The sequence below is a fragment of the Janthinobacterium sp. SUN176 genome (assembly GCF_030587335.1).
Taxonomy (GTDB): Bacteria; Pseudomonadota; Gammaproteobacteria; order Burkholderiales; family Burkholderiaceae_D; genus Janthinobacterium; species Janthinobacterium kumbetense.
Genome location: NZ_JAPWIA010000001.1, coordinates 3884485 through 3903122, shown reverse-complemented (window position 1 = coordinate 3903122; position 18638 = coordinate 3884485). Strand labels below are relative to the sequence as shown.

Sequence of the window (18638 nt, the reverse complement as noted above, 5' to 3'; positions counted from 1 at the left end):
GTGTGCCTGTACGTGCCTGCGGCTGGATGCCGGCATTAAACACCGCGTTGGCGGCGGGACGCGTTACCTGGTGCATTGTTGTGTGGCATGCCGCGTAGCGGGCTGTGCAGCGCGCGCCGGTCCTGTTGCGCACCAACTGGATGCTGGAATGCTTCCTCGTCAGGCGCGGCCGGCTGCGCGGGCGCCAGCGGGTCGAGGGTAAATACGGCCACGGCCGCCGACAATTTGACGGCCTGGTCCTGCAAACTGGCCGCTGCCGCGGCTGCCTGTTCCACCAGGGCTGCATTTTGCTGGGTGACGTCATCCATTTGCGTGACGGCCTGGTTCACTTCCGTGATGCCAGACGCCTGTTCCACGCTGGCCTGTTTCACGCGCTGGATGATCTCATTGACTTGCTGCACCGAGGCCACGATGGCGCCCATGCTGTCGCCCGCTTGCTGCACGGCCACGCTGCCGCCATCGATGGTGGTGACGGACGTGGCGATCAGGGTCTTGATTTCCTTGGCGGCCTGCGCCGAGCGCTGCGCCAGGGTGCGCACTTCCGACGCCACCACGGCAAAGCCGCGGCCCTGTTCTCCCGCGCGCGCCGCTTCCACCGCCGCATTCAGCGCGAGGATATTGGTCTGGAAGGAAATGCCGTCGATCACGCCGATAATATCCACGATCTGGCGCGAATTGGCGCGTATCGTCGCCATCGTCGTCACGGCTTGCTGCATCGATACGCCCCCTTGCACGGCCAGGGTGGATGCCTGCCCCGCCAGCTCGCAGGCCAGCTGGGCGTTGTCGGCGTTGTCATTGACGGCTTGCGTCAGCGCTTCCATGGCGCTCGATGTTTCTTCCAGCGAACTGGCTTGCATTTCCGTGCGCGCCGACAGATCCAGGTTGCCGGTGGCAATTTCATGCGAGGCCGTGTCGATCGATTGCACGGCGCCCATGATGGTGCGCAAGGTCTGGTTCAGGTGGGCGATGGTCTGGTCCAGCACGCGCGAGGTGGCGGCGATTTCATCATTGCCCTGCTTGGGCGCGCCGGCCATCAGCTTGCCCGCCGCCAAGTCTTGCACGGCGTCGGCAATGCCGCGGATTTCCACCAGCATGGCGCGCCGCACCAGCATGGTCACCACGATGGAGACGAGGATGGAGAGCAGGACGGTCAGCAGCAAGCTCCAGCACAGGGTGCGAAACTCGGCGCTGGCCGTCGCATGGGCCTGGCTGCTGAGCGTTGTTTCCAGCGCGGACAGTTGCGCCAGCTGCGTATTGAACTGGCCGAACTGCGTTTCCGCCTTGAGCATGGAATTGGTGGCGATCGACTGGTCCATCTGCGCCATTTCCATGGTTTCCAGCACGGCCTTGCGATAGCCGGCCAGTGCCGTGATGGCCGCATCGACCAGGGTGAGTTCGGCGCCCGTGGCCGTGGCGCGCAGCGAGGCCAGCTGGGTGCCGATGGCCGCGTGGCGCGCCTTGATCTGTTGCTCCAGTGCATCGAGACGGGACTTGGCGAAGCTGCCATTCGTCCACGACAGCAACTGGTACATATTGCCGTGTACATGCTTGGCCTCTCCTAGTACGTCGGCGGCTGCCTTCAGGTGCGTGATGCGCACCCGCACCATGTTTTCCAGCGAGGCATTTTGCCGCACCATGCCATACCAGGCGCCGGTCGAGCTGAGTATCAGCAGCAGCAGGACCAGGGTGGGTGCCAGCAATAATTTTGGCCCTATGCGTAATTGATTGAGCATGCTCGACTCCTGGCGATGGCCGTTCAAACCGCAGGCGGCGCGCGGTGTGTGTGAGCGCCGCCCTTGCCCTATTTTTTGTAGATCCCCGCTTCCAGCACCACATCGTTGACGCGCAGGATGTAGGTGGTCTTCGGTTCGATCTTGCCGGTGGTGGGATTCTTGTACTGATAGTCGACCCAGCCCTTGCCCTGTTTTTGCGCCAGCTCAATGATTTCACGGCGATATTTCTTGCCATTCGCATCGGGCACGTCCGTCAAATCCTTGCCGACGATGGAAGGATTGATGGGGTGGGCCAGCACGATGCCCGTCTTGATGTCGCGCATGTCCACATACAGCGAGCCCTGCACGAAGTCCGGGTCTTTCGCCGTGATTTTCTTCATCATTTCTTCCTTGCCATGCGCCTTCATGAAGGCGGCGCCCCGTTCGGCCATGGCGATGGCGTCTTTTTCCGTTGGTTCGACCGCGGCGCTGACGTTGCCACCGGCAAATGCCAGGCACAGCAGGCTACCCGTGAATAAGCGTTTCATGAAAGCTCCTTGTGATATCGAGGGATATGTTGCCAAGTCGTAATTTACGTCGCCGGCGCTTCCCGCAAATTGCGATGGCACAAACTAAGGTGTTGCTTGTCGGTAGCTTGCAACGTATCGACGGCTTGTTGATATGTAACAATTTGGTTCCGAGCGGCAAGAACTATGATGACTTTCACAGCATGCCAAGCGGGCAAGGCATGGCAGAGGAAGAGGCTGGAATTGGCCGGGATAGGGCTGGTTTCAAGGAAGTTATCGCTGTTTACTGGCAAGGAGCCGATCGTGTCCGCACCCATTACCGAGCCGTTTTCACCCAAGTTCAAGCCGTATACGCGGCACACCATACAACAGGCGCGGCAGTGGGAATGGCTGCCGGAAGAGCAGCGTGAAGCCGTGCAAGTGGTGTCGCATGTCTTGCCGTTTCGCACCAATGCCTATGTGCTCGACCAGTTGATCGACTGGAACAACATCCCCGACGACCCCATCTATCGCCTCGTCTTTCCCCACCGCGACATGCTGGCGCCCGAGCAGTACGCGCACCTGCGCGAGCTGGTGCTGGTGCAGAGGGACAAGGCCGCTATCGATGCCTATGTGCATGGCTTGCGCCTGGGCATGAATCCCCATCCGGCCGGCCAGATGACGCACAACGTGCCCCGCGTCAACGATGCGCCCGTGCGCGGCTTGCAGCATAAATATGCGCAAACGGTGCTGTTTTTCCCCAGCGCAGGACAGACGTGCCACGCGTATTGCACCTTCTGTTTCCGCTGGCCCCAGTTCGTCGGCATGGACGACATGAAGTTCGATGCGCACGAGTCGCATGAGCTGGTCGCTTACCTGAAACTGCATCCGGAAGTGACGGACGTGCTGATCACGGGCGGCGACCCGATGATCATGAATACGCGGCAACTGGCTGCCTACCTGGAACCGTTGCTGGCGCCGGGCCTGGAACATATCCAGAACATCCGCATCGGCACCAAGGCGGTGGCGTATTGGCCGCAGCGCTTTGTTTCGGACCGCGATGCGGACGACTTGATGCGCCTGTTCGAGCGCATCGTCAAGGCGGGCAAGAACATGGCCGTGATGGGCCATTACAGCCATGCCGTCGAGTTGCGCCAGGACATCGCCCAGCAAGCGGTGAAGCGCATCATTTCCACGGGCGCCACCTTGCGCATGCAGGGGCCGCTGATCCGCCACATCAACGAAGACCCCGCTAGCTGGGCCGAGCTGTGGCAGACGGGTACGCGCCTGGGGGCGATTCCGTATTACATGTTTGTCGAACGGGACACGGGCCCGCGCAGCTATTTCGAGTTGCCCCTGGCGAAGGCGCACGAGATTTTCCAGGCCGCCTACCAGATGGTGTCCGGCTTGTCGCGCACGGTGCGCGGGCCTTCCATGAGCGCGTTTCCCGGCAAGATCGTCATCGATGGCATCGTCACCATCCATGGCGAAAAACTATTTGCCCTGCAATTTTTGCAGGCGCGCAACCCGGACTGGGTGCGCCGGCCGTTTTATGCCAAGTTCGATGCGGAAGCGACGTGGATGGACGATTTGAAGCCGGCCTTTGGCCAGGACAAGTTTTTCTTTGAAACGGATGACCCGGTGCCGCAGGTGCCGCATAAAATCATCCGCCTGGCACAGGCCGCCTGAGCATGCACGGCCACGGCGCGCCTGCCCGTTCCGGCGCGGCCGTGTTTTGCCTGGTGTTCCTGCCGTTCGCGCTCGGTCATTACCTGTCCTGTCTGCTGCGCGGCGTGAATGCCGTGCTGACGGCCGAATTGCTGGGCGCCATCGCCCTGACGCCGACCCAGCTGGGTCTGCTGACCAGCGCCTTTTTTCTCGCTTTTGCGCTGGTGCAATTGCCGGTCGGCATGGCGCTCGACCGCTACGGCCCCCGCACGGTGCAACTGTGGCTGCTGGCGCTGGCGGCCCTGGGCGTGTGGCTGTTCAGCCGGGGCCATAGCTTTGCCGAACTGATGTGGGCGCGCGCCTTGATGGGGGCGGGCCTGGGCGGCTGTTTCATGGCCGCCGTGAAAGCGATCTCGTGCGCCATCGCGCCAGCTCGCCTGCCGTCCGTGCATGGCTATCTGATCGCCGTGGGCGGCCTGGGGGCGGCCACGGCCACCATGCCCGTCAAGCTGGCCCTGCACTACACGGATTGGCGCGGCGTGTTCCTGGGCTTGGCGCTGGCGGCGCTGGCTATCGGCTTGCTGATCCGCCTGCTGTCGCCGGCCCTGCCTGCGCCCGCCGCGGCGAGGAACAAGGTCAGCGTCTGGAGCGTGTATCGCGACAGGGCCTTTCGCCGCACCATCGCGCTGATCCTGCTGCCGCACACGGTGTTCTTTGGCGTGCAGGGCTTGTGGGTGGGGCGCTGGCTGGCCGATGTGGGCGGCTTGTCCGACGACAATGTCGCGTATTTGTTGTACCTGGGCATGGCGGCCGTCATCTTTGGCGCCATCGGCATGGGCATGCTGACGGAATGGGCGGCGCGGCGCGGTATTGCACCCATGCAAGTGGCGGGCGTGGGCATCGTCCTGTTTGTTGCCGTGCAAGTGGCGATGGCGTGCAATGTGGTGCCCAGCCTGCCTTTGCTATCCGTGCTGTTTACCCTGCTGGGCACGGTGACGGGCCTCGAGTATGCGATCGTTGCGCAAAGCATGCCGGCCAGCTTGACGGGCAGGGCGGCCACCTGTTTGAATTTGCTCATTTTCACGGGCGCCTTTCTGGTGCAGGCGGGCTTTGGCTTGATCCTCGGCTGCTGGCCCCTGAACAGCCAGCAGCAGTATCCGCCGCAGGCGTACCAGGCGGCGTTTGGCGTGCTGGCGGCCTTGCAATTGCCGGGACTTGCGATGTTTTTCATTCACCGCTGCAGGCGTGCCGGGCCATCCGGTAAAATGGCAGCCTGCACAGCGGCAATGATCAACTCCAAGGAAGACTATGAAACTCGTTCGTTATGGACGTCCAGGCAAGGAAAAACCGGGCCTGATCGATGAAGAAGGCAAACTGCGCGACCTGTCCGGCGTGATTGCCGATATTGATGGCGCGCAACTGTCCGACAAGGCCCTGCGCAAGCTGGCCAAGCTGGACGAAAAGACCTTGCCTTTGGTGCGCGGCAATCCACGCTTCGGCGTGCCGCTGGCGAAAGTCGGCAAGTTCATCGGCATCGGCCTCAATTACGCGGATCACGCGGCCGAGGCCGGCATGCCGATTCCGGCCGAACCCATCGTCTTCATGAAGGCCATTACTTGCCTGAATGGCCCGGACGACAATGTCGTGCTGCCAAAAGGCTCGAAAAAGACGGACTGGGAAGTGGAGCTGGGCGTGATCATCGGCACGCGCGCGCAATACGTGAGCGAAGAGGACGCCTTGAAATACGTGGCCGGCTATTGCGTCGTCAACGACATTTCCGAGCGCTCGTTCCAGCTGGAACGGGGCGGCCAGTGGGACAAGGGCAAGGGTTGCGACACCTTCGGCCCCGTCGGCCCATGGCTGGTGACGCGCGATGAAGTCATCGACGAGCAGGACCTGGACCTGTACCTGGAAGTCAACGGCAAGCGCATGCAGACCGGCAATACGCAAACCATGATCTTCACGGTGGCGCAGATCGTCAGCTACCTGTCGCAATTCATGACCCTGGAACCGGGCGACGTCATCGCCACGGGCACGCCGCCGGGTGTGGGCCAGGGCCGCAAGCCGCAGCGTTTCCTCAAAAAAGGCGACAGCATGCGCCTGGGTATCGCCGGCCTCGGTGAACAGCAGCAGGACGTGGTCGCCTGGACAGCCTGATGGCCGGTAGCGATATCGACCGTTTGCCGCCGTTGCCGCTGGACCAGCTCGATGTCCAGCAGCGCGCGGCCGCGCAAGCCATCATCGACGGTCCGCGCGGGGCGCTGTACGGCCCCTTCGTGCCGCTGATCCGCAGCCCCGAGCTGATGGAAACGGCGCAGCGCATGGGGGAATATTTGCGCTACCGCAGCGCCATCGGCACGCGGCTGTCGGAACTGGCGATCCTGGTGACGGCGCGCCAGTGGGACCAGCAAGTCGAGTGGGCCATCCACGCGCCGCTGGCCGTGCAGAACGGCATCGCGCAAGCGGCCGTGGACGCCATTGCGGCGCGGCGCGCACCGCTGGCCCTGAAAGAAGACGAGCAAGCCGTGCACGACTTTTGCATCGAGTTGCAGCAGAACAAGCGCGTCAGCGATGCCACGTATGCGCGGGCGCTGGCGCTGTTCGGCGAGCACGGCGTGGTCGACTTGATGGGTATCAATGGCTACTACACCTTCCTGGCCATGGTGATGAATGGCGCGCAGACGGCGGTGCCGGCCTTGGGTGTGCCGCCCATGCCCGCCTGATGACAGGTGTTTTTCTGGCAAAGATGGACAAAGTGTAATGAAGTTGAAATTATTCAATATATAATTTTACTTCCCTGCCATTGCCAACAAGCTCAATGAAAACTCGTCCGTGCTTCACCCTGATGGGCCGCGCCTTCCTGGCGCTGGCCCTTTCTTTTTGCCCCTTGATGACGGTGCGCGCGCTTGCCGCCGAGACCGCTGCCACCGCCAGCCCCGGCGCTTCCGCCCTGGAAAACTCCGTCGTCAAGGTGTTTTCCACCCTGCGCGGGCCGGATCCGTACAAGCCTTGGAGCAAGGCTGCGCCGCAAGAGGTGACGGGTTCCGGCGTCGTCATCGAAGGCCGCCGCATCCTCACCAATGCGCATGTGGTCGGCTATGCCAGCCAGGTGCAGATCCAGGCGAATGGCGCCGGCGACAAGATACCGGCGACCGTGCTGGCCATCTCGCGCGGCATGGACCTGGCCTTGCTGAAAATCGACGACGACAGCTTTTTCGCCAGCCACAAGGCGGTGCCGCGCGCGAATGTCTTGCCGGACGTGCGCGATGCCGTGCTGGCGTATGGCTACCCGACGGGCGGCACCTCGCTGTCGATCACCAAGGGCATCGTTTCGCGCATCGAATTCGTGCGCTACAACTTCCCCGTCTCCGGCCTGCGCATCCAGATCGATGCGGCCATCAATCCGGGCAATAGCGGCGGCCCCGTGATTGCGGGCGACAAGATGATCGGCCTGGCCTTTGCCGGCATGGCCAATGCGCAAAACATCGGCTACATCATCCCTAACGAGGAAATCGAACTGTTCCTGCGCGACCAGGACAGTGGCGCGCCCAAGGGCAAGCCGGCCATGCGCGACGTGACGCAAACGCTGGAAAATCCCGCGCTGCGCACGTATCTGAAGCTGGCCAAGGGTGTCGAAGGCGCCGTCGTGATGACGCCGGCCAGCAAGGATGCCGCCTATCCGCTCAAGGAGTGGGATGTCATCACGCATATCGGCGATTTCCCCATCGACAACCAGGGCATGGTCAAGCTGAATGCCAACAGCCGCGTGCGCTTCCAGTACCGGGTACAGCAGTTGGCGAAAGACGGCCAGTTGCCGTTGACGGTGGTGCGCCAGGGCGCGCCCCTGAAAATCAAGGTGCCCGTCTCGGCGGCGCACCCGATGCTCATCAGCGGCTTGCAGGGCAATTACCCATCCTATTTCATCTTTGGTCCGATGGTGTTTTCGCGCGCCAGCACGGAATTCATGGCGGCGCCGAATGGCAACCCAACGATATTGGGCGGCATGGCGTTTGCCGGCAATCCGCTGGCTACGCGGCGCGGCGATGCGCCCGACAGCGAGCGCGAGGAACTGGTGGTGATCGCCGCGCCGTTCTTCCCGCACAAGCTGATGAATGGCTACAGCACCCGTTTCTTCTCGGTTATCGATTCCGTCAATGGCGTGCGCGTGCGCAGCCTGGCGCACCTGGTGGCCTTGCTGCGCGATCAGACGGATGAATTGCTGACGTTCCGCTTCCAGCAGCGCGATGCGGAAATGGTCGTCGTGCCCCGCAAGGACATGCTGGCAGCGACGGAATCGGTGCTGACGGATAACGGCATCCGCTCGGAAGCGTCGCCCGATATGTTGAAAATCTGGAATGAAAAAACGCCGGTAAACTGATCGTTCCCGGCGTTCCGCAAGACAACAGGCGCGGTGCAGACCGCGCCTGTTTTACTTTAAGCCAATACTTTTTTCAGCCACGCGCCGATGGCGTCGATTTCTTCCTGGCACAGCGAGTGCTGCATCATGTACTCGTGCCATTCCACCTTGTAACCCATGCCGGTGAGCAAGTCGCGCGACTGTTGCGCGCGGCCGATCTGCACCACGGGGTCGGCCGTGCCGTGCGCCATGAAGATCGGCGTCTGCAGGCTGGCCGGCGTGCGTTCCAGAGCCGTCTTGTCGGCCAGCGGCAGATAGCCGGACAGGCACATCAGGCCGGCCAGCGGTTCCGCATGGCGCAAGCCCGTTTGCAGGGTCATGGCGCAGCCTTGCGAGAAGCCGGCCAGGATGATGCGGCTGGCGGGAATGCCGCGCGCCTTTTCGCGCGCGATCAGCGCTTCGATCTGCAGCTGCGAGGCGCGCAAGCCGCCCTCGTCTTCGCGGCGTACGAGGTCGCTCACGAGGATGTCGTACCAGGCGCGCATCACATAGCCGTTGTTGATGGTGACGGGCATGGTGCCGGCGCTGGGGAAGATGAAGCGGATGGCGGGGCAGCCGCGCAGGTCGAGTTCTTTCACCAGGGGAACGAAGTCGTTGCCGTCGGCGCCCAGGCCATGCATCCAGATGATGGAGACGGTGGGGTTCGGTGCGCTGTCGAGTTCGATGGTTTCCAGCAAAGTGCTCATGTATTTTCCTCTGGTAGTGGTTGCGCCGGACGCAGCGCCGATTTGGGACGGAAGGCCTTGCAGATGGCCGGGTCGGTTTCCATGTAGGGGCCTCCTATGAGGTCGATGCAATAGGGCACGGCGGCAAAGATGCCGTTCACCAATTGATTTCCATCAACATCCTTTAAGCCTTCCAGGGTTTCCTTGATGGCTTTCGGCTGGCCCGGCAAGTTCATGATCAGGGCGGCGCGCTCGGGCGTCTCGCGGATCACGGCTACCTGGCGCGACAAAATGGCCGTCGGCACGAATTGCAGGCTGATCTGGCGCATCTGTTCGCCGAAACCGGGCATTTCCTTGGTCCCGACGGACAAGGTGGCGTCCGGCGTCACATCGCGCCGCGCCGGACCCGTGCCGCCCGTCGTCAGGATCAGATGGCAGTGGCTCAGGTCGACCATGTCGATCAGGGTGTTTTCAATTTGCGAGCGCTCGTCCGGGATCAGGCGTTTTTCCAGGCGGAAAGGCGTGCGGATGGCGGCGGACAGCCAGCTTTCCAGGGCGGGGATGCCCAGGTCTTCATACACGCCGCCGCTGGCGCGGTCCGAGATCGACACGAGGCCGATAATCAATTCGTCTTCGAGAGTGGTGGACATCGGTCACCTATAAAAGTTTGGAGTGTCTTAAAAACAATAAAACCGGGATTATCCCGGTTTTTTGTCCATCCTTGCGTTTGGGACGGTCAATTACTCGTCGTCTTCCGCTTCTGCGTCATCTTCGTCGGCATCTTTCTTGCCGCCATTTTGCTTCTTGGCGATCTCTTTCAAGATCTGGAAGATTTCACGGTAGGCCTTCGGCGGCTTGTTCTCGGCTTGCTCCTTGCGGGCATTGCGGATCAGGGTGCGCAGGTGCTGCACGTCCAGTTCCGGATTTTCCGACAGCAAGACGGTCAGAGCCTTGTCGTCCGTCAAGAGTTTGTCGCGGCGGCGTTCCATCGCGTGCATATTGGCCGTGTCGGCTTTCGACAAGCCTTTCCAGCTATCGATGGTGCGTTGGATGGCGGCAACTTCGTCTTCATCCAGGGTGCGCATCTTCTTGCCCACATATTGCAGCTGGCGGCGGCGGCCTTCGTGATCCTTGATTTGCTGGCATTCGAGAATGGCGTCGCGCACGTCTTCTGGCATAGGGACGCGCTTGACGCGGTCGCGGGCCTCATTGACGAGTTCTTCGCCCAGCTTTTGCAGGACGGTCATCTGGCGCTTGAGTTCCGACTTCGAAGGACGTTCATATTCCTGTTCGAATTCGGTGGATTGGAAGCCGCAAGCTCCCCGGTTTGGATTTGGCATGATAAGGCGGGATTGGCCGCGTAGGCCGCACCTGTAAACTGTAAACGACTGCTATGATAACCTTTTTAGCGGCTTTCCGAAGAAAACAGCGCATGAACGACTCCGTATTTACCCATAGTCAAGAGCAATTGCAGCAACTAGCCCGTGATGTGTTGTCTTTTGCGCGGGAAGCGGGCGGCACCGACGCAGCCGTCGAAGTCAGCGAAGGCGGCGGCTTGTCCGTTTCTGTACGAAAAGGCAAGATCGAGACGATCGAGCAAAACAAGGACAAGGGCATGGGCGTGACCGTGTTTGTCGGCAAGAAGCGCGGCAATGCCAGCACCTCCGATTTCTCGCCGTCCGCCCTGCGCGCCACGGTGGACGCCGCCTACAACATCGCCCGCTTCACGGCCGAGGACGATTGCGCGGGCCTGGCCGACACGGACATGCTGGAAATGTCGCCCCGCGACTTGCAATTGTTCTATCCCTGGCTCATTTCCACCGAGGAAGCCGTCGCCCTGGCCCAGCGGGCTGAAGCGGCCGCGTTTGCCGTCGACCCGCGCATCACGAACAGCGAGGGGGCCAGCGTGCACATGCAGCAATCGCACTTTGTTTCCGCCAATTCGCGCGGCTTCATCGGCGGCTACCCGTTCTCGCGCCACACCCTGTCCGTGGCGCCCATCGCCGGCAAAGGGGCGAAGATGCAGCGCGACGATTGGTATTCGTCCGTGCGCGACGCCTCTAAAATGTCGAGCCCGGAAGCCATCGGGCGCTACGCCGCCGAGCGCGCCCTGTCGCGCCTGAACGCGCGCAAGCTGGGCACGCGCACTTGTCCCGTGCTGTTCGAGGCGCCGCTGGCGGCCGGTTTGCTGGGTACCTATGTGCAAGCGACCTCGGGCGGCGCCCTGTACCGCAAGTCCACTTTCCTGAACGACTCCCTGGGCACGCAAGTGCTGCCGTCGCACGTGCAGATCTTCGAAGACCCGCACGTGATCGGCGGCGTCGGTTCGGCGCCGTTCGACGAAGAGGGCGTGAAAACCGTCAGCCGCGACGTCGTCAAGGATGGCGTGGTGCAAGGCTATTTCCTGTCGACCTACACGGCCCGCAAGCTGGGCATGCAGACGACGGGCAACGCGGGCGGTTCGCACAATCTGTACCTGACCTCGAACCTGACGGCCGCCAGCGACGATTTTAGTGCCATGCTGAAAAAGCTGGGCACGGGCTTGCTGGTGACGGAGCTGATGGGACAAGGAACCAATTACGTGACGGGAGACTATTCGCGCGGCGCATCCGGTTTCTGGGTGGAAAATGGCGTGATCCAGTATCCGGTGGAAGAAATCACCATCGCCGGCAACATGAAGGACATGCTGCGCAACATCGTTGCCGTGGGTGCCGACGAACTGCGCCGCGGCACCAAACAGACGGGTTCCATCCTCATCGAGAGCATGGTGGTGGCGGGCGGCTGAGCGCCTGCATGGCAAGCGCGACAACGCCGGGCGGGCGTTCCACGCTTTACTGCTGGACTTGATAGCCATCCGTCAGGGTGGCCAGGAACTTCACCATATCCTCGATCTCGCCCGCCGTCAGCGCCGGCGCCATGCCGCGCTTGCGGTCGAACGGCGCTTCCTTGACGTTCACGTTGGCGCGGTATCTGGCGGGTATGTCATTGAATTTCTGCACTTTTCCCCGCTTGTCGCGCGGATACCATTCTTGCGGATGCGTATCGCGCCGCACATAAAAACGCAGGGCCTCCGTCAGGTTGTCGAACACGCCATTATGAAAAAACACCTGGCGCGTGGCCACATTGCGCAGGCTGGGTACCTTGAAGGCGCCGCATAGCTCGTCTTTCGCCGCCAGGTCCGTACGGTCGGGACCGCACAAGCCCAGGTCGAAATAGGCCGGATCGGCCGTGGCGGGAATGCGCATATTGCGCGGCACGCCCAGATTGTCGAAACTGAAGTCCGTAAACAGGGGCGGCGCGCCATGTTCGCCCCGCACGCTGGGGTGGCAAGCGGCGCAATTGCCCTTGCGTTCATCGTTGAACAGGGCCAGGCCCCGCAATTCGGCCAGTTCCAGCGGAACCTTGTTGGCCAGGTACAGGTCATATTTGGAATCGTAGCGGTGAAAATCCGGCTCTTCCTGCTGGAATTGCTGCAAAGCATACGTGATGCGGCTGAATGCCTGTTGTGGTTGCGCAAAGATGGCGTCGCCAAAGACGTGCCGGAATGCGTTCGCATAGTTGCCGTTGCGCAACCGTTCCACCACCGCATCCGTGCTGGCATTGGCCATTTCGTGCGCTGCCAGGAACGGCCGTTCCGCCTGTTCTGCCAGGCTGGCGGCGCGGCCGTCGCGGTTGATGCCGCCGTTGGGTGCGCCTTCTTCATCAAAGTGGAAGGGCGGCGTGTGTTCCAGGTAGCGCAGCGATGGCGTGGCACGGTAGCCGTGCGCCTGGCCATCGGCGCCGCCCAGTTGCACGGCCAGCTTGTTGCCGGGTGCATAGGCGTGGGCCGGGTCATGGCAGCTGGCGCACGACTGCCTGCCCGAGGCGGACAGGCTGGCATCATGGAAGATGCGCCGCCCCAGCTGCGCGGCAGGGCTGAGTTCGGCCGCCGTGCCTGGCATGCCGTGCAAGCCAAGAAACAAGAATATGCACACGTGTGCAAATCGAGTCGGTGAAAATCGCGCCTCGGCGCGTGGCTGGTCTTTGATGGTCATATGCGGGATGGTTGTCGACAAGGGAGAGACAGGCAATGCTGCGCCCAGTATAGGCAGCAATGGCTGGCGTGGCAACGATTAGCGATGCTGCGCTGCGCAAGACGGCGAGCGGAAAACAGCCGGCGGCAGAGTAAGCGCCGGCCAAGCCCGTCACGTCATGCGTGGCGGGCCAGTTTCATGCGCGGCTCAGGCGCGCAAGGTGGACAGGATAGGCTGCAGCACGGCCGCGCCCAGGGCGGCGCTGCGGGCGCCGCTCCAGCCCGTTTGCGGGTCGGGATCGTTGGCGTTGTCCTTGAACGGCAATTCCAGGGTCAGCGACAGGCAGCCGAAGGCGTGGGTGATGTGGGGCGAACCCATGGTCAGCACTTCCGGCGTGAACGGGCCGTCTTCGTAGCCGTGCTCATCCTGGAAGTCGGGGCTGGCCACCTTGAAGTCGGCGATGAAGCGGTCTTGCTCGGCCTTCTGTGCTGGCGTGAAATTTTCCAGCGCATCGCTGCCGGCCACGAAGACGTAAGGCAAGCCTTCGTCGCCATGCACGTCGAGGAACAGGTCGCAGCCGATTTCATGCATTTTCTGTTTCACCAGGAACACTTCCGGGCTGCGCTCCATCGTCGGCGTCATCCATTCGCGGTTCAGGTTGGCGCCGGCCGCGTTGGTGCGCAGGTTGCCATGCACGGAGCCGTCCGGGTTCATGTTCGGCACCACGTAGAAGACGGCGTCTTGCAGGCACTGGCGGGCAAATGGATTGGCCTGGTCCAGCAAGGCTTCGAGCATGCCTTCGACAAACCATTCCGCCATCGTTTCACCGGGATGCTGGCGCGCGATGACCCAGACTTTCTTTTCGGCATCGGCGTCGCCGACCACCAGCAGATTCATGTCGCGGCCTTCCACGGTGCTGCCCAGGTCGATCAAGCGCACGAGCGGCGACGCTTGAGCGCTGTCGATCAGGGCCAGGTGGCGGTCCCATGGGTACGGCTCGAAGTAGGCGTAGTACACGCTTTCCTCTTCCGGCGTGTGTTCGATGGTCATCACCGTGCCGTCAAAGCTGGTGGGCACGCGGAACCAGGTTTCGCGGTCGTAACTGGCCACGGCCTGGTAATCTTTCCAGCCGTCCGGGTAGGCCGACTTGCCTGCGTTCATGAAGCGGATCGTGCACGCCTCGCCTTGCGCGCCTTGCAGGCGGAAGTAAAACCACTGCGTGATGTCGGCGTGGGAATCCTTGCGGATGTTCAGCTCGATGGATTGGGCATCGTCGGCGCGCAGCACCTCGATCGCGCCGGCGTCGAATTGCTGGCTGATTTTAATGGTCATGAGTGTTCCTGATAAAAACGTATGGGTTTTGCATCGTGTGCAATGGCGCGATGATACCTGTTTTGCGGTGGACTTTGTGCTGGCGCAAACGATGATGGACGCGCTTTGCTAACGTGATAGCTTAGACACGGGGAGGCCATCATGGATGACAACGGCAAACACATACGCGAACTGGAAAAGAAAATCAGCGCCCTCAGCGACGCCCTGGCGCACCTGGGCAAGGGCACGACCTTGCAGGAATTGCTGCGCATCATACGTTTCCCCGGCTATACGACGCCGGCCGAATTCACCTTTAACGTCGCCATCCTCGACACCATGCTGGTGCAGGCCAATGCGCTGGAAAAGCTGGGGCAGGATTTATTGGCAGGGGCGAAACAGGTGGTCGCAAAACAGTGAGCGCAGGCACTGACGTATTCCTGAATGCCTGAAAAATGGCCAGGGCCAGGGCCGCAGACAGTGCGAATGGACGCCCAGGCCCTGCAACATCGTCATGGACGTGTTGTCAGGTGTTCAGGCCGCCGAAACGTTCGTAGAACCACGGCTCCACATCGGGCGCCTGCGCATCTTCGCGCCGCAAGGTGGCCAGGATATGTTCCTCGGCCGCCGCGTACGTGATGCGGTACAGGTCGCGGGCCAGCGCATACGCCTGCGTGCCGGGCCACGGTTCGGGCAGCAGTTCGACGGGCAGTTGCGGGTCGTGCAATTGCACGCGGCGGTAGGCGTGCGTCAGCAGCGAGCGGATCACGAACGCTTGCTCCGCATCGAACACGGGTGCTTCTTGCAGCAAGGTCAGCAGCGGTTGGAAGCTGGCGATGAATTTTTCGTAGCCAGCCATCACTTCCGACAAGTCCCAGCAGTCGCCCACCATGTCGCGCAGGGGGCGCGTGCTGACACCTGGCAACTCCGTGGTGTGGCAGACATACAGCTTGCCCTGCACCTCGTTGCGCACGAGGATATCTTCCAGCGCCTCCGTATTGCTGGCAGGATGGCCAAAGATGCCAGGCGAGATCAAGCCATAGCCAGCCCACAATAATTCCTTGCGCAGCGCCCCCCGCTCGGCGGCGCCGATGCTGCCGGCCGGCCCGATCACCAGGGTCCAGCTGCCATCCCAGTGCACGACCAGCGGCGCATAGATGCGGCGATAGGCGCGCTCGAAGCGGGCCAGCGCCTCCGGGCGTATCGTATAGGCGCTGCGGCGGCCGTCGCGCTGCGAGCTGAGCCAGCCTTCCTGCGCCAGGCGGAACACGCTGGTGCGCAATAAACGGTCATTCACGCCAAACGGCGCCAGCAGTTCGATCAGGCTGCCCAGCCAGATGGCGCCGCCACGCGGCACGATGGCGTCGCCAAAGATGGTCATCACCAGGGACTTCGAGCGCGGTGGGTCGCTTTCCAGGAAATCGGCTATCCATGCCGTGCAGCGGGTGTTCTTCATGTGGTTCCGGTCTGGCCGTGTTGCGGTCGGTTCAATAAAAGCAGCAGTTTACTTGGCTGCGCGGGTAGCGCGGCAATAATTTGCCGGAAGCGCTGGTGGCGCTCCGCAGTGTTTTCTCATAAGCAATATCATACGCACAAAAAAGCTGCACAAGATACGAATTTTTAAAATGATTCATATCAAGTGTATGCAAATCGTTTTTTGTATCGTATTATCTGTTCATCGCACCGCGTTGCTGCGCAAAATCAAAGACATGGGAGACAGATCATGTACGCACAAATGGTTGAAACCGGCCTCAAGAACGTTCGTTCCCTCGACGACATGGGTCAAGAAGAGCGCGCTTTCCAGGCGCGCATCGACGAAGGCATCAAGATCGAGGCCAAGGACTGGATGCCGGATGCTTACCGCAAGACCCTGATCCGCCAGATTTCGCAGCACGCGCACTCGGAAATCGTCGGCCAATTGCCTGAAGGCAACTGGGTCACGCGCGCGCCCACCCTGAAACGCAAGTCCATCCTGCTGGCCAAGATCCAGGACGAAGCCGGTCACGGCCTGTACCTGTATAGCGCCGCGGAAACCTTGGGCGTGTCGCGTGACGACTTGCTGGCCGCCTTGCATTCGGGCAAAGCCAAGTATTCCAGCATCTTTAACTATCCGACCCTGTCGTGGGCCGACATGGGCGCCATCGGCTGGCTGGTCGACGGCTCTGCCATCATCAACCAGATTCCCCTGTGCCGCTGCTCGTACGGCCCGTATGCGCGCGCCATGATCCGCGTCTGCAAGGAAGAATCGTTCCATGCGCGCCAGGGCTACGACATCATGATGTCGCTGTGCAAGGGCACGCCCGCGCAGAAAGCCATGGCGCAGGATGCCTTGAACCGCTGGTGGTGGCCGTCGCTGATGATGTTCGGCCCGTCCGACGCCGCCTCCGTCAACAGCGCTCAGTCGGCGCAATGGCGCATCAAGCTGTTCTCGAACGACGAATTGCGCCAGCGCATGGTCGATCAGACCGTGCCGCAAATCGAATACCTGGGCCTGACCGTGCCCGATCCCGACCTGAAATTCAATGCGGAAACGGGCCACTATGAATTCGGCGAGATCGACTGGTCCGAGTTCAACAATGTCCTGAAGGGCAATGGCCCATGCAACCGCGAACGCCTGCAAACGCGCGTGAAAGCGTATGAAGACGGCGAATGGTTCCGCGATGCCTTGGTCGCGTATGCAGACAAGCAAGCTGCTAACAAAGCGGCAGCGTAAATACATAAGACAGATAGGGGATAGCAACATGAGCAAAGAATGGCCTTTGTGGGAAGTTTTCATCCGCAGCCAGCACGGCCTGGCGCACAAGCATGTGGGCAGCCTGCACGCTTCCGACGCCACTATGGCGGTCAACCATGCGCGCGACGTCTACACGCGCCGCAATGAAGGCGTGAGCATCTGGGTGGTGCGCGCGGCCGATATCGTCGCCAGCAGCCCCGGCGACAAGGGCGCCCTGTTCGAACCGTCGAACAGCAAGGTGTACCGCCATCCCACCTTCTTCCCGATGCCGGAAGAAGTCAAGAATCTGTGATGGGAGCGCCTGCAATGGATGACAAGGTCAATTACCTCCTGCGCCTGGGCGACAACGCCCTGATCCTCAGCCAGCAGCTGTCGCAGCTGTGCGGCAAGGGCCCGGCGTTGGAAGAGGACATGGCGCTGACCAACGTGGCGCTGGACTTGCTGGGCCAGACGCGTTTGTGGTTCAGCTATGCGGCCGAACTGGAAAACGCGGGCCGCGACGAGGACGACATCGCCTTTTTGCGCGACGCCCACGATTTCAAAAATTGCCTGCTGGTCGAGCAGCCGAACGGCAATTACGCCGACACGATGATGCGCCAGTTCTTCTTCGACAGCTGGCACTATTTCCAGCTGCTGGAACTGACGAAATCGACGGATGCGCGCATCGTCGAAGTGGCGCAAAAGTCGATCAAGGAAGTGACGTATCACCTGCGCCGCAGCGGTGACCTGATCGTGCGCCTGGGCGACGGCACGGCGGACAGCCACGCGAAAACGCAGGCCGCCGCCGACAAGCTGTGGATGTACACGGGCGAGATGTTCAAGTACGACGCCGTCGACCAGGCCATGGTCGCCGCCGGCATCGCGCCGCCATCCGACATCCTGCGTCAGGCGTTTCTGGAACACGTGGCCGAGATCTTCGCCGAAGCGACGCTGGCCATGCCGGCGCCCGACGCCTGGATGCAAAAAGGCGGCAAGCAGGGCACGCACACGGAACACCTGGGCTTTATTCTGGCCGAGATGCAGTTCCTGCAGCGCGCCTATCCCGGGGCGGAGTGGTAATGAACACGGCCGCGGCAGCGCTGGACGCCGCCCAGGTCTGGGCCTGGCTGGGCGACGTGCCAGACCCGGAAATCCCCGTCATTTCGGTGGTGGACCTGGGCATCGTGCGCGCCGTCGAAGTCACCGGCGGCGACGCCTGTACCGTGACGATCACGCCCACGTATTCGGGCTGCCCTGCCATGCAGGTGATCGCCGACGCCGTCACGGATGCCTTGCGCAGCCATGGCGTGGACAAGGTGACGCTGGTGAACCAGCTGGCGCCCGCCTGGACGACGGACTGGATGAGCGAGACGGGCAAGGCCAAGCTGAAAGGCTATGGCATCGCTCCGCCGCAGCAGCAGGTGATCGACATCAGCGGTTTGCGTGGTGGCGTCAAGCGCCAGCCCATGCCGAAACTGGACGTGATCTGCCCGAATTGCGGTTCCACGCATACGCAGCTGACCAGCCAGTTCGGCTCCACGCCGTGCAAGGCCCTGTACAAATGCCTGGATTGCCGCGAACCGTTTGACTACTTCAAGTGCCACTAAAAAAATCAGGCACACGTTCCGAAGAAACT

At 61.8% G+C, this 18638-nt stretch carries 19 protein-coding genes; 11 read left to right on the top strand and 8 right to left on the bottom strand.

The genetic code is table 11. From position 1 onward, the window contains the following. Nucleotides 1-35: 35 nt before the first annotated feature. Complete coding sequence (locus O3299_RS17615) at nt 36-1733, bottom strand: methyl-accepting chemotaxis protein (RefSeq protein ID WP_305054078.1); 1698 nt, start codon at nt 1731-1733, stop codon at nt 36-38. Nucleotides 1734-1801: 68 nt separating this feature from the next. Then, the gene (locus O3299_RS17610; protein ID WP_099666427.1) at nt 1802-2260 is read right to left on the bottom strand and encodes a cache domain-containing protein; all 459 of its coding nucleotides are present in this window, start codon (nt 2258-2260) and stop codon (nt 1802-1804) included. A 282-nt stretch (nt 2261-2542) separates the two neighbouring features. Here O3299_RS17610 and O3299_RS17605 point away from each other — a divergent pair, with 282 nt between their 5' ends. The 5 genes from O3299_RS17605 to O3299_RS17585 all read left to right on the top strand — a co-directional run bounded on the left by O3299_RS17605 (nt 2543) and on the right by O3299_RS17585 (nt 8264). Beyond that, a complete protein-coding gene (locus O3299_RS17605; RefSeq protein WP_305054077.1) occupies nt 2543-3907 on the top strand; it encodes a KamA family radical SAM protein in 1365 nt (454 codons plus the stop codon). 2 nt (nt 3908-3909) lie between these two features. Further along, entirely contained in the window at nt 3910-5250 is a 1341-nt protein-coding gene (locus tag O3299_RS17600) for an MFS transporter (protein WP_305062812.1), read from the top strand. Next, nucleotides 5195-6043: a fumarylacetoacetate hydrolase family protein gene (locus O3299_RS17595; RefSeq protein ID WP_099666429.1), complete on the top strand. Its 849-nt coding sequence runs from the start codon at nt 5195-5197 to the stop codon at nt 6041-6043. The genes O3299_RS17600 and O3299_RS17595 overlap by 56 nt, the downstream gene beginning before the upstream one ends. Then, nucleotides 6043-6609: a carboxymuconolactone decarboxylase family protein gene (locus O3299_RS17590; protein ID WP_289900216.1), complete on the top strand. Its 567-nt coding sequence runs from the start codon at nt 6043-6045 to the stop codon at nt 6607-6609. The genes O3299_RS17595 and O3299_RS17590 overlap by 1 nt, the downstream gene beginning before the upstream one ends. Before the next feature lie 95 nt (nt 6610-6704). Next, nucleotides 6705-8264: a S1C family serine protease gene (locus O3299_RS17585; protein WP_305062811.1), complete on the top strand. Its 1560-nt coding sequence runs from the start codon at nt 6705-6707 to the stop codon at nt 8262-8264. 56 nt (nt 8265-8320) lie between these two features. Here the strand turns inward: O3299_RS17585 and O3299_RS17580 are convergent, their stop codons facing one another. The 3 genes from O3299_RS17580 to yjgA all read right to left on the bottom strand — a co-directional run bounded on the left by O3299_RS17580 (nt 8321) and on the right by yjgA (nt 10308). Continuing rightward, entirely contained in the window at nt 8321-8989 is a 669-nt protein-coding gene (locus O3299_RS17580; protein ID WP_251350193.1) for an alpha/beta hydrolase, read from the bottom strand. Next, complete coding sequence (gene mog / locus O3299_RS17575) at nt 8986-9618, bottom strand: molybdopterin adenylyltransferase (protein WP_099666433.1); 633 nt, start codon at nt 9616-9618, stop codon at nt 8986-8988. Before mog ends, O3299_RS17580 begins: the two co-directional genes overlap by 4 nt. A gap of 90 nt (nt 9619-9708) precedes the next feature. Further along, nucleotides 9709-10308, bottom strand: coding sequence for a ribosome biogenesis factor YjgA (yjgA, locus tag O3299_RS17570; protein ID WP_099666434.1), 600 nt, complete (start codon nt 10306-10308; stop codon nt 9709-9711). Nucleotides 10309-10400: 92 nt separating this feature from the next. On the opposite strand from yjgA, the gene pmbA reads away from it, so the two are divergent. After that, a complete protein-coding gene (gene pmbA / locus O3299_RS17565; protein WP_305062810.1) occupies nt 10401-11753 on the top strand; it encodes a metalloprotease PmbA in 1353 nt (450 codons plus the stop codon). Between the two features lie 46 nt (nt 11754-11799). Here the strand turns inward: pmbA and O3299_RS17560 are convergent, their stop codons facing one another. Both O3299_RS17560 and O3299_RS17555 read right to left on the bottom strand, forming a co-directional pair. Next, nucleotides 11800-12909, bottom strand: a complete 1110-nt coding sequence (locus tag O3299_RS17560; RefSeq protein WP_305062809.1) for a cytochrome-c peroxidase — start codon at nt 12907-12909, stop codon at nt 11800-11802. 279 nt (nt 12910-13188) lie between these two features. Then, on the bottom strand, nt 13189-14313 hold the full coding sequence (locus O3299_RS17555) for a M14-type cytosolic carboxypeptidase (protein WP_034746346.1): 1125 nt from the start codon (nt 14311-14313) through the stop codon (nt 13189-13191). A gap of 141 nt (nt 14314-14454) precedes the next feature. Here O3299_RS17555 and O3299_RS17550 point away from each other — a divergent pair, with 141 nt between their 5' ends. Beyond that, nucleotides 14455-14709: a hypothetical protein gene (locus tag O3299_RS17550; protein WP_077408596.1), complete on the top strand. Its 255-nt coding sequence runs from the start codon at nt 14455-14457 to the stop codon at nt 14707-14709. Between the two features lie 106 nt (nt 14710-14815). Here O3299_RS17550 and paaX read toward each other — a convergent pair whose 3' ends face one another. Continuing rightward, nucleotides 14816-15745, bottom strand: a complete 930-nt coding sequence (paaX, locus tag O3299_RS17545; RefSeq protein ID WP_305054074.1) for a phenylacetic acid degradation operon negative regulatory protein PaaX — start codon at nt 15743-15745, stop codon at nt 14816-14818. A gap of 267 nt (nt 15746-16012) precedes the next feature. On the opposite strand from paaX, the gene paaA reads away from it, so the two are divergent. From paaA to paaD, 4 genes are read left to right on the top strand one after another with little or no spacing between them, the layout of a single operon-like run. After that, entirely contained in the window at nt 16013-17002 is a 990-nt protein-coding gene (gene paaA / locus O3299_RS17540) for a 1,2-phenylacetyl-CoA epoxidase subunit PaaA (RefSeq protein WP_034780404.1), read from the top strand. Nucleotides 17003-17030: 28 nt separating this feature from the next. After that, nucleotides 17031-17315 carry a 1,2-phenylacetyl-CoA epoxidase subunit PaaB gene (paaB, locus tag O3299_RS17535; protein ID WP_034746356.1) on the top strand — a complete coding sequence of 95 codons (285 nt, stop codon included), beginning with the start codon at nt 17031-17033 and terminating at the stop codon, nt 17313-17315. Between the two features lie 14 nt (nt 17316-17329). After that, on the top strand, nt 17330-18082 hold the full coding sequence (paaC, locus tag O3299_RS17530; protein WP_305054257.1) for a 1,2-phenylacetyl-CoA epoxidase subunit PaaC: 753 nt from the start codon (nt 17330-17332) through the stop codon (nt 18080-18082). Beyond that, entirely contained in the window at nt 18082-18609 is a 528-nt protein-coding gene (paaD, locus tag O3299_RS17525; RefSeq protein ID WP_305054073.1) for a 1,2-phenylacetyl-CoA epoxidase subunit PaaD, read from the top strand. The genes paaC and paaD overlap by 1 nt, the downstream gene beginning before the upstream one ends. Nucleotides 18610-18638 lie beyond the last annotated feature (29 nt).

Coding starts and splice junctions, on each gene's coding strand:
- O3299_RS17590 (WP_289900216.1), top strand. CDS start 6,043: ATGGCCGGTAGCGATATCGACCGTTTGCCGCCGTTGCCGCTGGACCAG.
- mog (WP_099666433.1), bottom strand. CDS start 9,618: ATGTCCACCACTCTCGAAGACGAATTGATTATCGGCCTCGTGTCGATC.
- O3299_RS17610 (WP_099666427.1), bottom strand. CDS start 2,260: ATGAAACGCTTATTCACGGGTAGCCTGCTGTGCCTGGCATTTGCCGGT.
- O3299_RS17595 (WP_099666429.1), top strand. CDS start 5,195: ATGAAACTCGTTCGTTATGGACGTCCAGGCAAGGAAAAACCGGGCCTG.
- O3299_RS17550 (WP_077408596.1), top strand. CDS start 14,455: ATGGATGACAACGGCAAACACATACGCGAACTGGAAAAGAAAATCAGC.
- paaB (WP_034746356.1), top strand. CDS start 17,031: ATGAGCAAAGAATGGCCTTTGTGGGAAGTTTTCATCCGCAGCCAGCAC.
- paaX (WP_305054074.1), bottom strand. CDS start 15,745: ATGAAGAACACCCGCTGCACGGCATGGATAGCCGATTTCCTGGAAAGC.
- pmbA (WP_305062810.1), top strand. CDS start 10,401: ATGAACGACTCCGTATTTACCCATAGTCAAGAGCAATTGCAGCAACTA.
- O3299_RS17585 (WP_305062811.1), top strand. CDS start 6,705: ATGAAAACTCGTCCGTGCTTCACCCTGATGGGCCGCGCCTTCCTGGCG.
- O3299_RS17600 (WP_305062812.1), top strand. CDS start 3,910: ATGCACGGCCACGGCGCGCCTGCCCGTTCCGGCGCGGCCGTGTTTTGC.
- yjgA (WP_099666434.1), bottom strand. CDS start 10,308: ATGCCAAATCCAAACCGGGGAGCTTGCGGCTTCCAATCCACCGAATTC.
- paaC (WP_305054257.1), top strand. CDS start 17,330: ATGGATGACAAGGTCAATTACCTCCTGCGCCTGGGCGACAACGCCCTG.
- O3299_RS17580 (WP_251350193.1), bottom strand. CDS start 8,989: ATGAGCACTTTGCTGGAAACCATCGAACTCGACAGCGCACCGAACCCC.
- paaD (WP_305054073.1), top strand. CDS start 18,082: ATGAACACGGCCGCGGCAGCGCTGGACGCCGCCCAGGTCTGGGCCTGG.
- paaA (WP_034780404.1), top strand. CDS start 16,013: ATGTACGCACAAATGGTTGAAACCGGCCTCAAGAACGTTCGTTCCCTC.
- O3299_RS17615 (WP_305054078.1), bottom strand. CDS start 1,733: ATGCTCAATCAATTACGCATAGGGCCAAAATTATTGCTGGCACCCACC.
- O3299_RS17555 (WP_034746346.1), bottom strand. CDS start 14,313: ATGACCATTAAAATCAGCCAGCAATTCGACGCCGGCGCGATCGAGGTG.
- O3299_RS17560 (WP_305062809.1), bottom strand. CDS start 12,909: ATGCCAGGCACGGCGGCCGAACTCAGCCCTGCCGCGCAGCTGGGGCGG.